This is a genomic window from Virgibacillus proomii, assembly GCF_900162615.1.
Lineage (GTDB): Bacteria > Bacillota > Bacilli > Bacillales > Amphibacillaceae > Virgibacillus > Virgibacillus proomii.
Map to the genome: position 1 here is coordinate 307,390 of NZ_FUFN01000009.1, position 21,436 is coordinate 328,825.

Here is a 21,436-nt window from a genome sequence, read left to right on the forward strand (position 1 = left end):
TCCTCCTTTTTAAATAGCCTTTTATTCTATTTCAGCATTTTTCATTATGTTTTTAAATTCAATCCGTGACGTACATTCTTTTAATTGATTGACTAATCTTTCGTTTTGGAAAAGATCAATAAGCTTTTGCAGCATCGACAACTGTTCATCCGATTTCTTTAATGCCAGCATAAAAATTAATGATACATCTATTTCATTATCTTTATTGGCCATATCCCTAAATTTGACAGGTTTTTTTAGTGACATAAACCCAATCTGTGAATGTTTTACTTTTTCACTATCTGTATGCGGTATTGCAACACCAGTTCCATTAACAAATAATCCGGTTGGAAAATTAGATTCTCTGGATATTATTCCTTCATAGAAGTCTGATGTAACTAGACCATATTTAATAAAATAATCCGATAAGACCCTTAAGGCCTCTTCTTTAGAGTTGCCATCAAAATTAAGTAAAACTATTTCTTTATTGAAATACATCAAAGAGCCTTCTTTCTAAAATTTCTTTTATTAAAGATCTACAACCATTTTTAACCTTTACTGTATATTGTAATTTGTTTCCGACTTTTATTTTTATATTTATCCTAGCCAATTTTTTTAAATTTATACGATCATTATTATTAGCGTTACTAGTTGGATTTCTCATTGGCTTCAGAAACTTAGATGTTTCGAAATCTTATATGTAGCATTGCGTATTGAACAGCTGTATTTGATTTTTGATTCGTTAAAAATAGCTCTAAAATCCTATCATTTTTAATTTCATATCTATTTAAAAATCGAAGTCCTTGCTAATAGGAGAAAATAAAAACAAGAAATTAACGGATAGAATTTCAGGGAAAAACTTTAACTTTTTCTAACAACTGGTTATGAATAAGCACGTTTAGTTGTAACACGCTTATCAGAAGATATTATTAGTTCAACAGCAAACAAAAATAATATTACCATCATGTGGTGAGAAACAAGATAGTTTTATTTTTCTAATCTTTTAATTTTCCTGTGTTTGTAAATTTTTTCATAATAAAACTGCACCTCCTAATTGTTTCAGTGTCGAAAAATTGGAGTGCAGTTTGTTTCGACCTCAACGAATTAAAGTCACAATAAAAACACCAAAAGACTTATTTGCCCTTCGGTGTTTTTTTATTTACCTTCTTCTGCAAACTTTTTTATTCTCTGCTCGATCTCATCTCTTACCCGTTGAAAAACAGCCCAATTTTCTTCTTCCGTCCCCTCTGCTTTTGCTGGATCGTCAAAACCCCAATGCCATCTTTTAACATATGGCGGTGTCATTGGACAATTATCTTCGGCATCCCCACATAACGTAATTACAAGAGTTGCATTGTTTAATATTTCCGGATCAATGATATCGGAAGTTTGATTAGAAATATCGATTCCCGCTTCTTTCATTGCTTTTACAGCGTTAGTATTTAGTCCATGTGTTTCAATACCTGCTGAATAAACATCATATTCGTCACTTAAATATTTTTTTCCAAACCCTTCTGCCATTTGACTCCGGCACGAGTTCCCAGTACATAGAAAATAGATTATTTTTTTCCTCATCTAAATCCCCTTACTATTTTGTTTTTCTTTTGTTACCAATACTTTGGAAATAAATCTTGCTAATGGAAAGAATAACATTCCTACAACAAGTCCAATTAACGATAGGTAAAAATTTAAAGTTCTTAATCCTGCAATTAAGAAACACATCTACTAAAATAATTATTATAGAGACTATAAATTCTTTCATTTTACCATGAACGCAGGCTAAAACGTATTTATAAAATCCATAACACCAGGAATAGTCCGATTAAGGTTATAAATAGAATTGGAATTGTTAAAACGATCCCTGTTTTAAAATAGGTTCCCCAGGATATTTTTACACCTTTTTGTGATAGAACATGGAGCCATACTAAAGTGGCAAGTGAGCCAATTGGCGTAATTTTCGGTCCTAAGTCAGAACCAACTACATTAGCATAAATAAGTGCTTCCTTCAATACACCAGATGTATTGGTTTCAGCAATCGCTAAAGCATCAATCATAACTGTCGGCATGTTGTTCATAATCGATGACAAAAATGCTGCAATAAAACCCATTGCTACTGTAGCAACGAATAAACTTTGTTCTGCTGTTGCTTGAATCACAGTTGATAACGCATCAGTAAGTCCCACATTCCCTAATCCATATACCACTACATACATACCAATGGAGAAAAATACGATATTCCATGGGGCATCTTTAATTACTGTTTTAATATCAACTGCTTTACTGCTTCTCGTCATAAAAATAAAGAAAATCGCTATAGCCCCTACAACAATAGAAACAGGTAGATGGATGAACTCACTTACAAAGTAACCTATAACTAACAATGCAAGAACATACCATGATAAGCGAAACATCTTTGAATCCCTAATAGCATTTGCAGGCTCATTTAATTTAGATATGTCGTAGGATCTCGGAATACTTTTTCGAAAATAGATTAGTAAAACGGTAATCGTTGCAGCTAATGAAAAAAAGTTAGGAATAATCATCCTAGAAGCATATTCCACAAACCCAATCCCAAAGAAATCAGCTGAAACAATATTAACCAAATTACTAACGACAAAAGGTAGTGAAGTAGTATCTGCGATGAAGCCACTCGCCATGATAAACGGGAAAACCATTTTATCTTTAAAGTTTAAATTCCGTACCATAGCAAGAACAATCGGTGTAAGTATTAACGCTGCTCCATCATTTGCGAACAAGGCAGCCACAATTGCACCTAAAATACTTATATAGACAAACATCCTTATCCCATTACCCTTTGCTATTCTTGCCATATGAAGTGCCGCCCATTCAAATAGTCCAACCTTATCCAAAATAAGTGAGATTAGAATAATAGCAACAAATGCAAGAGTTGCGTTCCAGACCATCTCAATTACTGTTATTACATCATTAAATCCAACAACACCTACTATTAAAGCAATTATCGCTCCACCAATTGCTGACCAACCAATGGATAATCCTTTAGGTTGCCAAATTACAAAAATCAAAGTTATTATAAAAATTGAGCTAGCCCAATAAACCAATATAAATCTCCTCTCTATTTCGCCACCATTTATTCACAAAGGATTCTTTTTCCATCAACAATCAGGGATTGAATATTCTCTGTTTTAGGAGGTAACATGCTAATCAGATGAAGAACTAATGTATATAGTTCATGCTCCTTATTAAGAGAATAAAAGACCCACTTGCCTCTCCTTTCTTCCAAAATAATTTCAACCTGTCTCAATCTTTTTAAGTGTTGACTAATGGATGGCTGACTCATTTGAAGAAGTTCAACTAATTCACAAACACAAAAGGAATCATAGGTCAAATAGAAAATAATTTTTAATCTTGTTTCTTCACCAATAGCTTTTAAAAATTGTTCAGCATTAGAATAAGTTATCATGAAATTCACCACCCTCACATAATTATATGCTAATATATATGAATATAACAACTAATAATTAGGTTATTATATTTAATTGATATAAATTAAATATAGGAATAGAATATAACCAATTGAATATATAATCAATTGGTTATATGACTTTTTCTACAAAAATAAAGAAGGGCTAATTAATGAAAAAGATCGAGATTTTTGATCCATTAATGTGTTGTTCTACCGGTGTCTGTGGATCACAGTGTAAATTATTAACTGTTTATGTAGAGGAGGTATACGAGTGATTATAACGGGGCAAGCAAGATCGTATATTAAAAAAATGATGAAGGAAAATGGGAGAAAATCAATTTGCGTTTCACCTTTGAGGGAGCAGGTTGACGTGGATAAAATTTTGGAGTAACTTTATCAGAACAGCAAGAAGATGATAAAGTAAAAGTCAACGGAATAGTGTCGATAACAGGGTAATTGATACTTTGGATTATCTTTTAAAAAGGTCCAAAATAGTTGTGATTTAGCCAAACCGATAACTGTAAAGACCTTCTAAAATAATAAGATGGCTTGTACTTTATGATGTAATTTATGGGATATGCTAAACGGATTTAAATCAACCCGACACGAAATAATACATGTTAATGGCAGAAGATTGGACACACTGTCAAATAGTAATTGAGAAGGATATGATTTTACCATAAGATAATTTAAAGACTCCGTTGATTGAATTCGGGTTTCCTGCATACGTGACTTTTGGCTGAAAAGATAAGTCAACAAGAGATTTTAGAAAAAACATACGACTTTTTGTCCTCAAATTTTTCTGACTTATAAACCACATTAATCCTATAGAAATCCCAATGTATTTTAATAGCCCCCTCCTATGAGAGAGTGCGGGAGTATTTTACCGAATGACATCACAATGAACAGATAGGGACACATTACACCATTCGGTTAAAAGTCACAGGACAAGCAAAAGAATTGATCGCTATATAACCATTTCCACCGATCAGATACTTGGGGGTTATAACTTTTTAATCTCTTCATTTATATAATAAAGAATAGCAGTAACCTTTTTCAGTTCACTGCTAAATATTTTAAAATTTTGGATATTTGGATTAGGTATTCGGATATATCATGTAGAATTTTGTTTTCGACTGTTCTTCCGCAATCATACCTATTTGTTGAAGAATAAAATGAAAGTCTAAGTAGGTGATCCGTTCCCTAACTTCAAATTTAGCTGTCTGTGCAAAATTTAAACCCTTAGGGAACCACGAAACCCTCTGACTCCATAGTAAGAGGACGCACCATTGTGATACACAAAAACACGCCCAAAGCGATAATCGCAAAAAAGGGCACCGCCGAGTTCCCTAATATCAGAGGGTGTTTGCACCCAACTCGACGTTTTCATATCGAATTTTTCAAGTTTTTGCAACGCTCGATATTGTTCTTCCGTTAATAGTTCAATGCCCATGGCAGTTGCCATATCAATAGCGTTATTTTCCGGTTTATGTTTTTTCCTTGACTCCAGCCCTTCACGGTCGTAACAAACACTTCTGCGACCTTTAGGACTTTCCGCTGAACAATCATAAAAAATGTATTCATCCTTCTTTTTATCATAACCAACAACATCTGGTTCACCGCCAGTTCGTTCCATTTCATTGAGCGACCATAGTTTTTCAGTATTAGCTTCCAGCTTTGCTTGGACTTTAGCCCATTTAAGACCTTTATGACGGTTCATGTTTTTCTCAAAACGAGCTTGCAATGTTCTGAGTAATTCTTCACGTTGTTCTAGTGACAGCTCTTTATTATTGCTGGTTTTATCTCTCTTTGTCATGTTAGTTTCCCCCTTATTGTTTTTTGCTCATCATGATTTTGAATAAAGTTATCCTGTAAACTTTCAAGATATCTAAGAATAAACAAATTAGTCAGAATTCAATACAACCACCCGAGTTCCCGTGTTTTTTGATATGATGGATTATCATCAGATCATCAATGTTTGTAGACTTATTATATCAAGAACTAGCTTTATTTCATATATTCAAAGACACTATGAGAATGGACAAGGAATTTTTTATTGATTTCAAGGTCACATTTATATTTTCTGTTAATAGAAAATTCAATTAAAAAGATTGTGTCGTTATGAGAACTTGTGATTAGAAAGGTAAAAACATTGGATTTAAATATTATAATTTTAGTAGCCTTAATATTGTATTACCTCAAGATATTCTCTCAAATTTTTTTAAAAGCAGCTTTACATTTTAATAAAGATCTATTAACTATTTCAAGGTAGGCGAACAAGTTTAAGTCACCTAGCTAGCTCGATTCAGAAAACTATTCTTATTATAACTAACCTATCATATAAAATAATAAGTTTAGATCGAAATCCCACGCCTGCCAAATTTTTTACCTCAAATAATATCTATTTTGTCTATTTTTCTAATTGACAAAATAGATATTAAAATACCAATGACCGCTAATAATAACGGAATATAAACAATCGAAGCTACAGAAAAGACTGGATTATGAGAACTAATTAAAAAAACGATCACAATTGACGAAATAATTGTTGCTGGGACAGAAAATTTTCGCATTCCGAAATATAAACTAATTAAACTTGTTCCTGCTGCCGCAAAAGCAAATGTAATGATTGGAATAATTTGTTGGACTACCATTTCCAATGAAAGAGTACCTGGAATGATTTGAAAGTATGGATTCAATGCAAAAAATGAACCAAGTACAAAAAAATTAGATATAATGATTGTAATAAAGGTTAAGGAGCCGACAATAAATAGTTTTACACCAATTAACTTCTTTCTATTAATAGGATACGTAAACAATACGGTGATTGTTTTATTTTTAAACTCTTCGATCACTAATTTTACAATTAAGACCGCTGCAAAAATAATAAATGTGGCTCTTACAAATGCACCTATTATAATAAAAACTTCGTCGTAGTCAAGAAAAACAACATTACCTTCCAACTTTTCAATATAACCAATGATAAAAAGGGAAGAAAGGATTAGGATATTTGCAATAACTGCTCCCTTTACATACCATCCCATTTTCACTTTTTTGAATTCCAATTTCATTAATGTAAACATGTATAAACCATCTCCAATTATTTTTACCTTACTTCATCTTGTTTCTCTTTATCCATTAACCCCATAAAATATTCTTCTAAGGACGTTATTTTTTTACTCATTGACTCAATCTCGATACCGTTTAAAATCATTGTTTTTGAAATCTCCGATTGTGACACACTCTGTTCAAAAATACGAATGATTTTCTGGTCAATTATTTTAAAATTACGCAAATGAAGTCTATTTTCGAGAATAAAACATGCCCTTGTCGGATTTGACGTTACGAACTCCATGTATTCTCTATTTTTTTTTCTCATTTCCTCCAGCGAAACTTCTTCGATTAATTTTCCCTTGTTAACAACTCCGATCGTATCCGCCATTTGCTCAATTTCAGCTAAAATGTGACTAGAGATTAGCATCGTAATATCATATTCTTTACAGAGTAGTTTGAACAAATTTCTAATTTCTCGTATACCAATAGGGTCAAGTCCATTAATTGGTTCATCGAGAATTAATAGCTCAGGTCTTGTAATAATGGCTCTTGCAATACCTAAACGTTGCTTCATCCCTAATGAGAAGTTTTCCACCGGTTTATTGTCAATATTTATTAAATGAACCATTTCTAATACTTCATTTATCGCTTTTTTATTATGGTAACCCATATATTCACAGTGAAGTTCTAAGTTTTCCTTAGCTGTAAATTTCTCATAAAAAATCGGATACTCGATCATACTTCCTATCCTTCCTAACACATCGTATGACGAAGAAGGGGTCAATGGCTGTCCAAAAATCTCAATTTCACCGGCAGTAGGTTTTATTAAGTTTGTTAGCATTTTCATGAGTGTTGTTTTTCCTGATCCATTCGGACCGAGGAACCCATAAATTTCGCCTTTTTTTACATTCATATTTATTTTTGATACGACTTCTTTCTCTTGAAAACACTTTGTTACGTTATGTGTCTTTATGATATACACCATATTTCCATCCTTTCTTCAAGGTTAGTTATATGCATCGTACCAACCAGCTGTTGCTTTTCTCTTTCTTAATTCTTACTTATTTCTTAAGTTAGTAAGTGATTCGTGGTAACGTAACCGTAAATGTTGTTTTCTGATATGGCATACTCTGTACATGTATCGTTCCATTCATTTGTTCTAGCAGTCTTTTCGTAATTGTTAATCCTAGCCCGCTTCCGTGAAAGGCTTTGTTTCTTGATTCTTCTAATGTGAACATTCTTTCAAAAACGAGATCTTGCTTCTGTTCCTCGATTCCTTTTCCTCTGTCCCATACGTCAATACAAACATGTTTTTCGTTAAAAGTTAGAGCTAAACCGAGTATCTTACCGTCACTGCCATACTGGATGGCATTTGACAAAAGATTATGTAAGACTCTGTTCAGCGCTTCTTTATTTCCTACTACATGAATGGGGTTATCTGGTAATTGGAAATCTATCTTTAACCCTTTAGTTTGAACTACATCATAGAATGAAAGTAAATTATCTTTACAAATCTCATTGATATTTATTTTCATTAGTGGAATTTCTTTATCTCCTGATTCCACTCTTGCCAAATCGAAAAAAGCATTCATTAGATCGATAATTTCAATTGTTTTTCGATGAACTTGTAATAGCAGCCTTTCTTGTTCCTTTTGATCAATTGTTTTGTCTTTCTGAATCATTTCGATATACCCTAGTACGACGGTTAATGGTGTTTTCAAATCGTGTGAAATATTGGTTAACATTTTTTTCATAGCCTGTCTTGACTGATTGTATTTTGCAATTTTTCCCTTATGCATATCAAGCAACTTATTTATTTCAATTATTAAAGCTTTTAACTTTTTATCATCCGTCATTAATAATAATTGTTCCATAGATTCTTCTTCTAAAATTTGTCCGAGTTTATTAGCCAAATAATCTAGTTTTTTATCTCTATTTGTCATTTGTACATACTGAATTATATTTAAAGTTATTAAAATAAAGATAACGCCCATCACCATAAACATCATTTAGAATTCAATTCTCCTAGTCTGTAGCCGATTCCCCATAATGTTTCAATATATTGTGGATTCGCTGGGTCATCTTCTATTTTTTCTCTTAATCTACTCATATGGACGTTAATCACATTTTCATCTCCATAATATTCTTCTTTCCAAACTAAACGATAAATTTGTTCTTTCGTAAATACTTTTGTAGGATGTTGAATAAATAACTTTAATATTTCCCATTCTTTGTTTGTTAATTTGATAGTAATTCCTTTTTTACTAATATGAAAATTATCTATATCAATCGTAAGCTTATGAATGTGAAGCATTTGTCGCTGGCTTTTTTCTTTATGTCCGGAATACTCGGTTGCTCTTCTGATGGATGCCTTCACCCTTGCAAGTAATTCAATCATGGAAAATGGCTTTGTGAGATAATCATCTGCGCCAAAACCTAGACCGATCGCTTTATCTACATCACTGTCTTTAGCAGAAATAATTAGTACCGGAACGAGACTTTGGTTTCTTATCTCCTTCAAGCAATCAATGCCACTCTGTTTTGGTAACATCAAGTCTAATATGACCAAATCAAATGTTTGTTGTTCAAATAAATCCATCGCTTCTTTTCCATCTGATGAATGGATGACACAAAATCCTTCTTTGGATAAAAAGTTTGTAACCATCTCGGAAATTGATGGGTCATCTTCTATTAACAATATTTTGTCTTGCATCCGTTACATCCTCCATTTCTATATACATTTTCAAATCATTTTCTAGCATTGCCCCTGGTTAACATTGTGACTTTTATTTTAATGTTTTAGTGAAATAAGGTACAGTAAAAGGAACAAAACTTTGATGATGCATAAAGCTCCCAACCCTATTGGGCAGTAGTTTTCCTTTATCTTTCTGAAAGATGCGTAAATTCCGGACTAAATTCCTTATTTTCTAGCATTAGATATGAGTAACTACTAAATCGCATGTATCAAGTCATGTAAGTACTTCCTTAATTAATTGTTTTGCAACATTTTAACAACAATAGTTCCTAGTTACAAAAGTGTCTTCTAGCAGGATTTTTTTATTATTAGACAATTAAAACGGCTATAGAGACTTTGCCCATTTTTCTCCTTTAGAAGTTGATTTGAAAGAAAGCTGATTTTTGATGATATCCAAATTGTGCCTAAATAAACACTTCAAACCATTCTTGGATCTAGTGTTCCCGCACTTCCATGAAGAGCAATAGCTCCTTTTACAATATTTATCATTTTTAAATTACATTCATGTATTGTTTCTACAATATAGAGTTGTGTTAAATGCCCATGAGCTATTTCACTATTTGTATCTATTGTTTGGATACTTCATCCGCAAAAACATTTGCTGAACGACTGAATAACCTTTTTCAATGTAAACATTATCACGTTAAATAAAGAGAATGAGCGACATATTTGTGAATCCATCCTTGAGAGTGGTACTGAAAAGAATTTGAGTAGATACTGTCGGCGAAACCGATATATTATCGAGAGGTAAGTATTTTTTACAATACTTGCAATTTGGGTGGCAACGCGGATATCAAACTTCCGTTCCTTTTTAGGGATGGAAGTTTTTTTATTTCTATTTTCAAACTAAAAAGGAGGTAGTAAAATGTTTAATATTAAACCACTTAGGGAGAACTTTAAAGAGGTAAAAGTAAAATTACAACATCGTGGTGAAGACTTAACCGAATTAGAAAAGTTTGCTGAACTTGACCAAAAGCGTCGGAAATTAATCGTCGAAACTGAACAATTAAAGAAAAAGAGAAAAGATGTATCTTATCAAATCGCCGTTCTAAAGAAAGAGAATAAAGATGCTGAAGTTTTAATTGTAGAAATGCGTGAAGTTGGAGAACAAATAAAGAAACTCGATGAAGAATTACGTGTGATTGAAGAAGAATTAAATGCATTACTTTTGTCCATTCCAAATTTGCCGTATGAAACCGTACCCATTGGTGATACAGAGGATGAGAATGTTGAAATTCGTAAGTGTAGAGAACTTCCTCAATTTGATTTTGATCCGAAACCCTATTGGGATGTTGCTACTGAATTAGAAATTATTGATTTTGAACGTGCTGAAAAGTAATAGGAAGTCGCTTTGTTTTTTATAAAGGCCTTGGCGCAAAATTAGAAAGAGCACTAATCTCCTTTATGCTTAATCTTCATACTGAACAACATGGTTATACAGAAATATTACCTCCGTATTTAGTGAATCGTGTTAAGCCTTACAGGGACTGGCAGCTGCCAAAATTTGAAGAAGATGTGTTTTTAGTTGAGAAGGAGGATTATTTCTTAATACCAACGGCGGAAGTGCCTGTTACGAATTACTATCGTAATGAAATATTATCCAAAGATGATCTTCCTGCTAAGTTTGCTGCGTACAGTGCTTGTTTCGTTCTGAAGCTGGATCGGCAGGAAGAGACACACGTGGTTTAATTCGTCAACATCAGTTTAATAAAGTTGAATTGGTAAAATTAGTTAAACCAGTAGATTCTTAAGGGGAATTAGAAAAATCAACAAATGATGCAGAAAGGTATTACAATTGCTAGGACTTCCTTATCGGGTAGTAGCTATTTGTACAGGGGATCTAGGTTTTACTGCTGCAAAAAAATATGACTTAGAAGTATGGCTACCAAGCTACGACACATATCGTGAGATTTCTTCTTGCAGTAATTTTGAAGATTTCCAAGCAAGAAGAGCAAATATCCGGTTTAAAAGAGAACCAAAAGGGAAGCCCGAATTCGTTCATACGCTAAATGATTCTGGATTGGCAGTCGGGCGTACTGTTGCAGCATTTTAGAAAATAATCAACAGAAGGAAGAAAAAGTACGAATACCAGAAATTTTAAGACCTTATATGGGTAGTAAAGACTAAACTAGATAAAATTGATGAATAAAATAGGGGCTGTTCCAATTCGAGGTACCTAAATAATAGCATAAAGCGTGGCAACAACATCCACTTCTATATCGTGAAGACCCTCAGCCAGCCCCCTTACTTAAAATTTTAGTAAGGAACTTCTTCTGAGACCCCAAATATTAACTCATAATCATGACCTTCAATCGTACCACCGACGACGTAACTATTTTCATATTTGTAATAAGTGTTTGATAAAACAAACAACATAAGGTATGGCTTAACTTTTTCCCATCTGTATTTTTATAGAAAATTCCTACCTATCTACCTGTTTTCTGGATACTATCGCGGTATAAATCCACAATGGATGCGCTTAGTACCCAGTAATTCTTGATATTAAATGATAATTTATTTATTGTTATTTTCGTTAAGTGATACTATCCGTAGATAACGGTAAACACTTGATTCAGACATTCCCATTACTTTAGCAACGTCAATTACAGTACCTTTAATATCAAATACACCAGATTCCTTTAATTTGGAAATGGCGAGTTTTTTTTGTTCAGGTGATAATTGAGCACCAGATTCTAATATATCTTTGTCTATTTGTGTATAAATAATGTTATGAATATTTTCGGTCAGTTTTTCAACGGGTTGTTCCTGTTCTGTTTTCTTGTCTATATACGCTATATCCCAGCTTAGATTAGCTAAATTTAATAAATCCTTTGCGACCTTTCGATAGGCATCCGCATCAAAGTTTATACACAAAAGACCTTGTAATTGACCTTCATGATCTTTTATAAACATGGTTGATGAACGAAATTTTTTACCTTTTGGTCCTTCTCCAACATAATTTACAATAAAATCTTTTTTTAAATATACTTTTTCCTCAATTAACTTTTTCGCATAGTTGGTTAAGGGGCTATTTAATGACCTTCCACTTAATTCACCATGGACGATGTGACCAATGTGCGAACCTCCATCAGGATCTAAAACATGTAATACAAATTCATAATGAGATCCACAAATTTCACCAAAATAATTCATTATATTTTTATAGTGCCGAAAAAGATGATCATCCAATCAGTACTCCTCCTTTTTATAAATTCTTCTTTTTGAATGATTGGTTATGAATTTCCAAGATAATTTTAAGTAAATCGTTTTTAATCACAATTGAATTACAACTATTTACTATAATAATAGTTAAAAAAGGTTTACTCGTCCTTTTTTTGGATGCAATTTTCATTTAGTCCAGCTTTTGCAAATCAATCTTCTGTCTTCTAGAAAGGCTCTATTTAACCATAAATTCAGTATTTTACCTTTCGGTTACGACTATATTTAAGGAGTAGTCATTTATCCCATTCATCCTTATTCATGATTGAAATGTTATATAATTCACAAACTGGTAAAAGCATCTTCCTAAACTATTCAAATAAATTATTCTACAAGTAACTGTTAACTATTTGGCAAACCGTTTTCGTATTGCTGGATAAGAAGGAACATCCTGGTTTCCAACTGCTGTGGAAGAGGAAAGGATCCAATTTTTATTTAAAAAAGTTGCCACTATACTATAAATGGATAAGAATACCTTTCCAATGAAAGAAAAGATGTCGAATGGCACGTCCTTTTTTTATACAGATAATTATAACAGATTTTACAAACAATCCAATATTATAATAAAAATTTTTTATTAAAGAAATTTTTTATTATAATATGTTGACGGTATATTTTTTATGTGATATTTTTAACTTGTAATAATAAATTATTATATTGATAAATTTTTATTACAAGTAGAGACATTATATCGTTTTTCTTAGAAACTTATGAAATCTTGTCCTTGGATCTTTTCAAAATAATAATAATAGGAGGTGAACTCAAAAACAGGAATAACAAAATAAAAAGGTATTCTGATCGATTATTTGGCGTATTTTGAAAGCGGTTTTATATAGTTATTTCTATCCGTAATAAGGAATCTAATTACTAAAAATTTATTATGTGTCTGCTTTTATTGTTGCATATGCAAATCATTTCTAGTCTAACAAGTGATTAAAGAATTATTGAAACTTAACTTCATAATAAGTAAGCACCAATTAAAAGCAAAAACAAAAATTTTCCAGCTCAATAAGAATTTGAAATAATTGGTACCCCATTCTTACTGACACATTAGAAGCACTTTCATGTAAAATTCAGCCAAATTTAAATACGTTTTAATTTTTAATAAATGTTATTTCAAGATTATTCCAGTAAATTAATTAAATTCAAGGGAGGATTAGCCATGAGCGTAGTAACGGCGAGAGAAAAAAAGAATGTCAGTTACAAAAGTTGTTTTGATGTGATTGGACCAGTTATGATCGGACCTTCAAGTTCACATACGGCAGGTGCTTTAGCCATGGGATTGGTTGCAAATAAATTATTTAAAGGTCTTCCAAAAAAAGTGGTGGTAAAGTATTATGAATCTTTTGCAGAAACTCATAAAGGACACGGAACTGATTTTGCCATTATTTCCGGTATATTAGGTTTTGAGGCTGATGATAGTAGGGTACCAGATGCTATTAAAATAGCAGAGTCTCAAGGCATTGACATCACCTTTTTAGAAGAATCAGGTGATAGTCCTGCCGGGCATCCCAATACTGCTGACATTTATCTACAGGATGATAGCCGATATATTCGAACAATGGGCATTTCAGTCGGTGGTGGATTAATTAAAGTGAAACATATTGAAATCGATGGATTTAGCTTACATCCTCAAGGTTCATTACCAATAATGATAGCGATTTCGGATCGAAATAATCTTGAACTTGAATTACACAGAATCTTTAAAAAGCACGATGTGGATATTAATAACTCCATCAGTTTGGAGAAAGACGGAAAATACTTATACCAATTCGATTTGGATTCACAATTAAGTAGGGATGCCCGGAAAGAATTAGAAAAACTCAGTGAGATGGCTAAGATCATTATACTTTAATTTTACCAGGGGGTGAAACGGTATGTATATGTCTATTAAAGAAATAGTAGATGCTGCAAATGAAAGACAAGTACCCATTTATACATTAGCAATAGAACAGGAAATGGAAGTAATGAGATCTACTTTTGATGAAGCTTGGCAGAAGATGGAAAAAAACTTAGAAACGATGGAAAATGCTGTAAATAGGAGTATTGAAGGCGATGGCGTATTTTCGCTGACTGGGTTAACTGGAGGAGAAGCGGTTAAAATTAAAAAATACCGTGAAAGTGGAAGAACGCTTTCTGGCGATATAATGATGAGAGGCGTCCAGAGTGCTATAGGCACAAATGAAGTGAATGCGGCTATGGGAGTTATTTGTGCAACGCCAACAGCTGGAGCAAGTGGAACAATCCCGGGTGTACTTTTTACCATTAAAGAAACGTTACAGTTAAGTCGTGAGGAACAGATTCATTTTCTGTTTACTTCAGCATTATTTGGTATGATTGTAGCAAATAATGCGTGTATTGCAGGAGCTTTAGGAGGATGTCAAGCTGAAGTAGGTAGTGCCTCCGCAATGGCGGCTGCAGCGGCAGTAGAAGCTGCAGGAGGAACACCAGAGCAATCAGCTCACGCTTTCTCAACCGCACTACAAAATTTACTCGGTTTAGTTTGTGATCCAGTTGGAGGTTTGGTAGAGATTCCTTGTGTAAAAAGAAATGCCGTTGGAACGGCTAATGCATTAGTTGCAGCAGATTTAGCATTAGCTGGTGTAGACAATCTAATAAATGCTGATGAAGTAGTTGAAGCAATGTATAAAGTAGGTAGACAGATGCCTCGGGAATTAAGGGAAACTGGCTTAGGTGGGGTTGCAGACACACCGACAGGCATTGCTATTAGAAATAAAATTCTCGGAAAAGAACAATAAGATTTTACCCATATTATAATAAAACATATTGTGAAGTTGTAAACAATAATTAAAATCCATGCCTCACAAGGAGGAAATTAAAATGAGTCAAAGTGCGGCTAAAGTACATGAAGTTAAAAAAACTACAGAAGATGTTAAACAGTATAAAGACCCTAATAAATGGCATATGCAAGATACCACTTGGGCAATGAGTCTTTTTGGAACAGCAATTGGGGCAGGTGTACTCTTTTTACCAATTAATGCTGGGGCAGGGGGGATATTATCTTTACTTTTAATTACGGTACTTGCATTCCCTGTCATGTACTTTTCACATAGGGCGATGGCTAAAATGATCTACTCTTCCGAATCTGCTGGTGAGGGAATTACAGCTACAGTAAGGGAGTATTTCGGAAAAAAGGCCAGTACAGTTTTTGATATCATCTATTTCTTTTCGATTTATGCAATATTGCTTATGTATGCAGTCTCATTAACCAATACTGCAGGCAGTTTCATGGAGAATCAATTGGAAATGCAATCACCACCTAGAATTATACTATCACTTATTTTAGTTCTCGGTCTAATATTTATCGTGAATTTTGGTCATGATGTTACTGTAAAAGTAATGAGCTGGATTGTATATCCATTTATAGCAACTCTGGTGTTTCTTTCTCTATATTTGATTCCACAATGGGATTTTTCAAATTTAAGTTTAGCTGGTAATTTTGCATCTGTAAATGGAGGAGTAGGTTTTACAGATATTTTAGGAATGGCTTGGTTTATCCTACCAATCATCGTATTTTCGTTTAACCATTCTCCTATGATATCTACTTTTGTTATTAAACAACGGGAAAGCTATGGAATAGAAAATGTAGACCGCAAATGTGCCCAAATTCAAAAGGTATGTTATATCATGACGATTTCTGTTGTACTGTTCTTTGTATTCAGTACTGTCTTAAGTGTGACTTCTGGTGAACTTGCACTTGCCAAAGAACAAAATTTACCAATTCTTTCTTATCTTGCTAATAAATATAGTATGCCATTATTCGCATATGCAGCTCCTATCATTGCTTTCATTGCCATTACAAAATCTTTCCTTGGCCATTATGTGGGTGCATATGAAGGATTAGAAGACATTATTGTGCAAGCCGCTAAATCCCGAGGAAAAAATATAAATAGTAAAACCGTGAAGAACATCATCATTGGATTTATGATCGTGACATGCTGGCTAGTTGCTTATGCAAACCCAAGTATTCTTGATTTAATCGATATGATTAATGCACCACTAATTGCGCTAATTTTATTCTTATTACCAATGTATGCAATCTATAAAGTGCCTGCACTAGCTAAATACAGAAAAAATTATTTTAGCAACGCATTTGTCATTATTGTGGGCATACTAGTAGTTCTATCAAGTATTAAAGCATTCTTCTAATCTACTAGACTTTTTCTAAGGTGGTCCGGAGGGACAAGTTCAATTGTCCCAAATGGTTTGAAGAAAAAAGAAGCTCAAACCCCTTAACCTTATTCGACATCGAATAAGGTTTTTTTACTGTGCGCCTGGCATGGGTGATAACTTGGTCGTGAATGTCCACTATAGGTTTATGGTTATCGAAGAATTCCATTAAATATTAAATCGGAAAGGGAAGAAAAATGTTCAATCACAAACGCATTTATCGTTTAATGCAAATTACAGAATTATAATCAGTGATCCGTAGAAAAGGAAAACGTTATGTAAGCGTAAAATAGTCCCCACCTATTAATTAGATGGGGACTATTTACGGTTCTTTCCAAAGTTACTGTATATTCTAATCTATTAGAATATACACAACGATTATCAATCGGAAGGGTGTTGTAGATGGATAAACTAATCAAATTTTTACTTGATGAAAATTTGATTTGTAAAAGTACTGAGATATCGACGAATTCTATCTATTTCTATGTTGAATCCACTCGAAAAAATTGCACATGCCCGAATTGTCAAATTATATCTTCCAGAACTCATTCACGCTATAAGCGAAGTTTTCAGGATTTGCCTATCCAAGGGTAAAAGGTAATTATTACGCTGATGAATCGAAGATAATCCATTATGTGATCGAACAACGTTTACTGAGTACTTTTCCTTTATCGATTCTAAAGCTACAAGAAATCAGATCATTAACGGGGTGTAGCATTCAAACCATCCGAAAATATATTAAAATGGACGAAGAGAACATCCCTAAAGGTTCAAATGATAAGCGTGGACAAGAACACAGAGAAGCTATCGAAAAAATTATGTCTAAAGTTGAGAAAGTAAGAGCATTACATGATAAAGGATACAGTGTGAGACAAATAATAGATAAGACTGGTCACACAAAGAAAATAATTAAAAACTACATATCTCCCGATTTCAACCCCGTTCATGGTCAATATGGTGTACAACGGCCTGGCAAACTTTCTCCTTTTAGAAAAGAAGTCATTTCTATGCATTCCAAAGGAATTCCTTATAAAGATATTCATAAATCTATCGCTAAGAAAGGATATACTGGTTCCCAAGCCGCAATAAGACAATTTATAGCGAAAGAAAAAAGGCTTCAAAAAGATATAGAAGACTATGACGACGCTGGTTCAAGTGAAAACTCACTGACGAACAAGTAAAGAATGCTTTCAACAAATATCCAATCTTAGAAAAACTTCATGATTTAGTTTGGAGTTTTAAATCAATTCTTCTTTCAGGACAAAGAGAAGAATTACATGCATGAATTACCAAGGCAGAAACCCTTGAATTAACTCAATTAAACAGTTTTCTGAACGGCTTGAAAAAGGAAATGCATTAGAGAATGCATTTATATTCTCTTATAGTAATGGGCTAGCCGAAGGCAGTGTCAACAAGTTAAAAACCATCAAACGTATCCTGTATGGCAGAAGTAATTTTGATCTATTACGAAATAAATTATTACTACTTGAATCACGCAAATTCAACTAACAATGGAAAGAACCTATTTTACGCTTACATATATTTCCTAATTTGATTAACTCCTCTGTCTGTCATATTCTTCTTCACAAACACAAAGTATAAAAAACAATCTTATTATGATAACACTTCATCTTGCTCTATTTTTATACCGGTTAATTTAATTAATATTACGGATAGGAATGCAATCAGAATAGTTGAAATTAATGTGACTAGTAAATGACTAGCGAAAGCCATTGCTAGTACATTACCAAGCACAGCTATTAGAACAACTCCCGTTACAATAGTTGCGACTGTTGAATTCAAATATACACCTGCTAGCCCTGAAAAAATTATTAATGATACAGTTAGTATAGCTGTTGATATATTAATAATAAAAAAGTGAACTAAATAACTTAGAGCAAATACGTGGGAATCAAGTATTGGAAATAGCGATTCTATAATTAAATAAACGATATTAGCCGCTGCCATACCTAAGAACTGAAAGGAATTAAAAACACTCGAAAAAGCCATTACTTTGTCGTAGAATAATTGAGACCTTCCGTTTGGGTATGAATAAGTTCTAATTTTATTCTCTCCAATATAATTTTTAACAAGAGTTCCATTTATAATAATCGCTCCATAAATAACTAATATACACATGGAGATTGTAGAAGCTAATCCTGAAAGAGCGCTATAGTTAGTTAATATATTATCGGATTCAGAAGCATCAAAACGCCCAATAATAGTAAAAAAATAAAGTGAAATAATCTGAGCAAAAAAAGCTGTTAAAAGGATAGACTTATTGAATTTCTTTACTTTGGAGCGTTCAAAATTATAATTTATTCTTCTCAATTAGTTATTCCTCCCCTTTTCAAAAAATAATAGTATTCTTTAAGACCTCCGGAATAATTCTTAACTATATCTTTAAGCTCTCTTTTTTTATAAGTTTTACCATTCAACATGAATACTACACTAGTAACGAAATTCTCAAGTTCTGATAAGGAATGACTAGTTATTATTACACAAGCGCCTTTACCTTTTAAATCAGAAAGGATTTCCTTCATTAGGTTTATACCATCAAAATCAAGTCCATTAAAGGGCTCATCTAATATAATTATTTTTGGTCGATGAGATAAAGCTATTGCTAACTGAAGACGCTGTTTCATCCCTAAAGATAATTGACCTATCTTTTTTGTTAGTGGAACTTGTAATTCAAGTAGCTCTAACATCTCCATATGAGGAGTAGGTTCTTTTATTTCCATGTAATTATAGTGTTCAACAAATAACTCATAAACGGTCATATCAGAAGTACTCGGAGGGAGTTGAATTACAGAGCCAAATTCCTTCAACATTTCTGAACGGTTCGATTTAGACAACACTTGATTATCTATCTTTATAGATCCTTGGTCTGGTGAGAGTAAACCTAATAAGCACTTCAATAAAGTTGTTTTACCTACTCCATTTGGTCCAATGAATGCACATATTTCTCCTCCAGAAATATGTGCATCAGCTTTCCTTATAACCTCATTTTCATTAATAACCTTACATAGATTATCTATTAATATATTTACCATAAAATCTAGTCCCTTCTCGAAAGCACAATAAAAGATATTAGAAACCCAAGAATAGCCCAAAGTAATACGACTATTAAATCAATTAGTGAAAACACACCATAATTAAATAATGTTGAACGTAATAAATTTGTTGTTGGGACAAATGGGAGTATTTGATGGATGTAAGTCGTCCACTCCGGTAATCTTTCCATTGGATAAGTGATAGGAGAAAATAATAAACCACCGATCATTATTAATTGTGTTACTAAAGCCATAACATTTGGCTTAAAAGTATAAGCTATTGCAAAACCGATGCATATCATAGTTATCTGAGCAATTAAAATAAATAAAAAGCTTAAATATGTTATATGTAAAGAGATATTAAATCGAAGTATTGCAGCTAAACATCCCATAAAAACTCCTGGTAGTGAAGCAACGCACCAAATTATAATATCCGCCACAAGTATTGAACTACGAGAAACTGGCAGTGTTTTTTGGTATTTAAAGATACCATCTTGCTTGGCTGTGCTGACTATCTGTGGAGCTAGCACACATCCAACCGCAATAATTCCAAGAGCAATTGCTCCTGAGGATAAATATAAAGCCAAGGTATCATTCATATCTGGAATTAGTAGTGCCAGGCCATACACAATTGCCAACGCAAAAGCTACTTGTACAATACTAAATATGGGTAAAAGATATTTATGTCTTACAAGACTCCAACGAATTAGCCCCCAGAACTTTTTGATTCTTAATACCAATCCATTATTCCCATTAATTGTTATAGTATTATTCATTTCCATCTGTTAACCCCCTATATGATGCTTCTAGCGATGCAGATGTAAGCCTGTAATTAACCACTTTCCTTTCATGAATTTGTTTCAATACCCATGCTATTGCATCAGGAACTTGTTCAGCAGAAAGATTAAAAATAATTTGCATCTCCTCCTCTATGTATCTAGTCTCTAATGATTTAGGTAGATTTGATAGGGAACCCCAATCATTCATGATTACAAAAAGTGTATTGGTCGATATTTGTTTATGTTCTCCTATTATCAATTCATCTTGAATCAACTTACCATGATTCAATAATAGAAAGCGGTCAGCATACTGCTCAACTTCTAATAAATTATGAGTAACTACAACTACAATATGCCCATTTTTAGCTAACTTTCTCATATAATTCCAAACTAACTTTCTTCTTACAGGATCAACATCATTTGTAGGCTCATCAAGTAGGAGTATAGGAGATGGTGATATCACTGCCATAGCAAATGATGCCAATCTTTGTAAACCACCAGAAAGCTTTTCACCAGGTCTATCTGCCCATTTATCAATCTTTAGTTCATCTAAGATTTCTTTACAAAGTTCTTTGTTTTTTTTACCTGAAATGCCACGAATATGTAATATTGATTCAACCGACTGACGCAAAGTAACACCTGATAATGGTGCATGAAATTGTGGCATCATAGAAACAAGATTTCTAGCAGATTTTGTATTATTAATAAATGATATTCCTTGGTAATCAATTTGACCTTGATCAGGTTTAACGATACCAATGATTTGATTTAATAATGTTGATTTACCAGCTCCATTATGACCTATAACAGCTACAATTTGCCCTGGGTGAAGTACAGCTGAAATGTCACAGTTTGCTCTTACAGTTCCACGCTTATAAGATTTAGAAATAGCATTAATTTTTAAATTTTTATTATCCCCCTTAATTTCTATCATCATTGCAACCTCCAATGCTTTTTTATC

The 21,436-nt window shown here is 33.0% G+C and carries 20 protein-coding genes and 1 pseudogene; 7 read left to right on the top strand and 14 right to left on the bottom strand.

Annotation, left to right across the window (positions count from 1 at the left end):
- Positions 1–21: 21 nt before the first annotated feature.
- The 4 genes from BN1066_RS04165 to BN1066_RS04180 form a co-directional block, all read right to left on the bottom strand.
- Positions 22–477 (bottom strand): PTS sugar transporter subunit IIA, encoded by a 456-nt coding sequence (locus tag BN1066_RS04165; protein WP_077318238.1) that lies wholly within the window; start codon positions 475–477, stop codon positions 22–24.
- 657 nt (positions 478–1,134) lie between these two features.
- Complete coding sequence (gene arsC / locus BN1066_RS04170; protein WP_077318239.1) at positions 1,135–1,554, bottom strand: arsenate reductase (thioredoxin); 420 nt, start codon at positions 1,552–1,554, stop codon at positions 1,135–1,137.
- Positions 1,555–1,769: 215 nt separating this feature from the next.
- Complete coding sequence (locus tag BN1066_RS04175; protein WP_077318240.1) at positions 1,770–3,059, bottom strand: arsenic transporter; 1,290 nt, start codon at positions 3,057–3,059, stop codon at positions 1,770–1,772.
- Positions 3,060–3,088: 29 nt separating this feature from the next.
- Positions 3,089–3,421, bottom strand: coding sequence for an ArsR/SmtB family transcription factor (locus tag BN1066_RS04180; protein WP_077318241.1), 333 nt, complete (start codon positions 3,419–3,421; stop codon positions 3,089–3,091).
- A gap of 173 nt (positions 3,422–3,594) precedes the next feature.
- Between BN1066_RS04180 and BN1066_RS04185 the strand changes: the two genes are divergently transcribed.
- On the top strand, positions 3,595–3,699 hold the full coding sequence (locus tag BN1066_RS04185; protein WP_077318242.1) for an arsenic metallochaperone ArsD family protein: 105 nt from the start codon (positions 3,595–3,597) through the stop codon (positions 3,697–3,699).
- A 959-nt stretch (positions 3,700–4,658) separates the two neighbouring features.
- On the opposite strand, the gene BN1066_RS04190 is transcribed toward BN1066_RS04185, so the two are convergent.
- From BN1066_RS04190 to BN1066_RS04210, 5 genes are all read right to left on the bottom strand, one after another.
- On the bottom strand, positions 4,659–5,240 hold the full coding sequence (locus BN1066_RS04190; protein WP_077318243.1) for a DUF4256 domain-containing protein: 582 nt from the start codon (positions 5,238–5,240) through the stop codon (positions 4,659–4,661).
- 574 nt (positions 5,241–5,814) lie between these two features.
- A complete protein-coding gene (locus tag BN1066_RS04195) occupies positions 5,815–6,507 on the bottom strand; it encodes an ABC transporter permease (protein ID WP_077318244.1) in 693 nt (230 codons plus the stop codon).
- A gap of 23 nt (positions 6,508–6,530) precedes the next feature.
- Positions 6,531–7,463: an ABC transporter ATP-binding protein gene (locus BN1066_RS04200; protein ID WP_077318245.1), complete on the bottom strand. Its 933-nt coding sequence runs from the start codon at positions 7,461–7,463 to the stop codon at positions 6,531–6,533.
- Between the two features lie 88 nt (positions 7,464–7,551).
- Positions 7,552–8,487 (bottom strand): sensor histidine kinase, encoded by a 936-nt coding sequence (locus BN1066_RS04205; RefSeq protein ID WP_077318246.1) that lies wholly within the window; start codon positions 8,485–8,487, stop codon positions 7,552–7,554.
- Entirely contained in the window at positions 8,484–9,191 is a 708-nt protein-coding gene (locus BN1066_RS04210) for a response regulator transcription factor (protein ID WP_077318247.1), read from the bottom strand. The genes BN1066_RS04205 and BN1066_RS04210 overlap by 4 nt, the downstream gene beginning before the upstream one ends.
- 907 nt (positions 9,192–10,098) lie before the next feature.
- Between BN1066_RS04210 and serS the strand changes: the two are divergent.
- A pseudogene (gene serS, locus BN1066_RS04215) lies at positions 10,099–11,360 on the top strand (serine--tRNA ligase).
- 387 nt (positions 11,361–11,747) lie between these two features.
- On the opposite strand, the gene BN1066_RS04220 reads toward serS, so the two are convergent.
- Complete coding sequence (locus BN1066_RS04220; RefSeq protein ID WP_077318248.1) at positions 11,748–12,422, bottom strand: helix-turn-helix transcriptional regulator; 675 nt, start codon at positions 12,420–12,422, stop codon at positions 11,748–11,750.
- Positions 12,423–13,614: 1,192 nt separating this feature from the next.
- Here BN1066_RS04220 and BN1066_RS04225 point away from each other — a divergent pair.
- The 5 genes from BN1066_RS04225 (at position 13,615) to BN1066_RS20585 (ending at position 18,152) form a co-directional block, all read left to right on the top strand.
- Positions 13,615–14,307: a serine dehydratase beta chain gene (locus tag BN1066_RS04225; protein ID WP_077318249.1), complete on the top strand. Its 693-nt coding sequence runs from the start codon at positions 13,615–13,617 to the stop codon at positions 14,305–14,307.
- A gap of 22 nt (positions 14,308–14,329) precedes the next feature.
- On the top strand, positions 14,330–15,211 hold the full coding sequence (sdaAA, locus tag BN1066_RS04230; RefSeq protein ID WP_077318250.1) for an L-serine ammonia-lyase, iron-sulfur-dependent, subunit alpha: 882 nt from the start codon (positions 14,330–14,332) through the stop codon (positions 15,209–15,211).
- Between the two features lie 82 nt (positions 15,212–15,293).
- Complete coding sequence (locus BN1066_RS04235; RefSeq protein WP_077318251.1) at positions 15,294–16,622, top strand: aromatic amino acid transport family protein; 1,329 nt, start codon at positions 15,294–15,296, stop codon at positions 16,620–16,622.
- 656 nt (positions 16,623–17,278) lie between these two features.
- Complete coding sequence (locus tag BN1066_RS04240) at positions 17,279–17,824, top strand: hypothetical protein (RefSeq protein WP_143695732.1); 546 nt, start codon at positions 17,279–17,281, stop codon at positions 17,822–17,824.
- Between the two features lie 136 nt (positions 17,825–17,960).
- Positions 17,961–18,152: a transposase gene (locus BN1066_RS20585; RefSeq protein WP_281250261.1), complete on the top strand. Its 192-nt coding sequence runs from the start codon at positions 17,961–17,963 to the stop codon at positions 18,150–18,152.
- Between the two features lie 105 nt (positions 18,153–18,257).
- Here the strand turns inward: BN1066_RS20585 and BN1066_RS04250 are convergent, their stop codons facing one another.
- From BN1066_RS04250 to BN1066_RS04265, 4 genes are read right to left on the bottom strand one after another with little or no spacing between them, the layout of a single operon-like run.
- Positions 18,258–18,974 carry a hypothetical protein gene (locus BN1066_RS04250; RefSeq protein ID WP_077318253.1) on the bottom strand — a complete coding sequence of 239 codons (717 nt, stop codon included), beginning with the start codon at positions 18,972–18,974 and terminating at the stop codon, positions 18,258–18,260.
- Positions 18,971–19,696: an ATP-binding cassette domain-containing protein gene (locus BN1066_RS04255; RefSeq protein ID WP_077318254.1), complete on the bottom strand. Its 726-nt coding sequence runs from the start codon at positions 19,694–19,696 to the stop codon at positions 18,971–18,973. Before BN1066_RS04255 ends, BN1066_RS04250 begins: the two co-directional genes overlap by 4 nt.
- A gap of 5 nt (positions 19,697–19,701) precedes the next feature.
- Positions 19,702–20,478 (bottom strand): ABC transporter permease, encoded by a 777-nt coding sequence (locus BN1066_RS04260; RefSeq protein WP_077318255.1) that lies wholly within the window; start codon positions 20,476–20,478, stop codon positions 19,702–19,704.
- Positions 20,465–21,409 carry an ABC transporter ATP-binding protein gene (locus BN1066_RS04265; protein ID WP_077318256.1) on the bottom strand — a complete coding sequence of 315 codons (945 nt, stop codon included), beginning with the start codon at positions 21,407–21,409 and terminating at the stop codon, positions 20,465–20,467. Before BN1066_RS04265 ends, BN1066_RS04260 begins: the two co-directional genes overlap by 14 nt.
- Between the last annotated feature and the right edge of the window lie 27 nt (positions 21,410–21,436).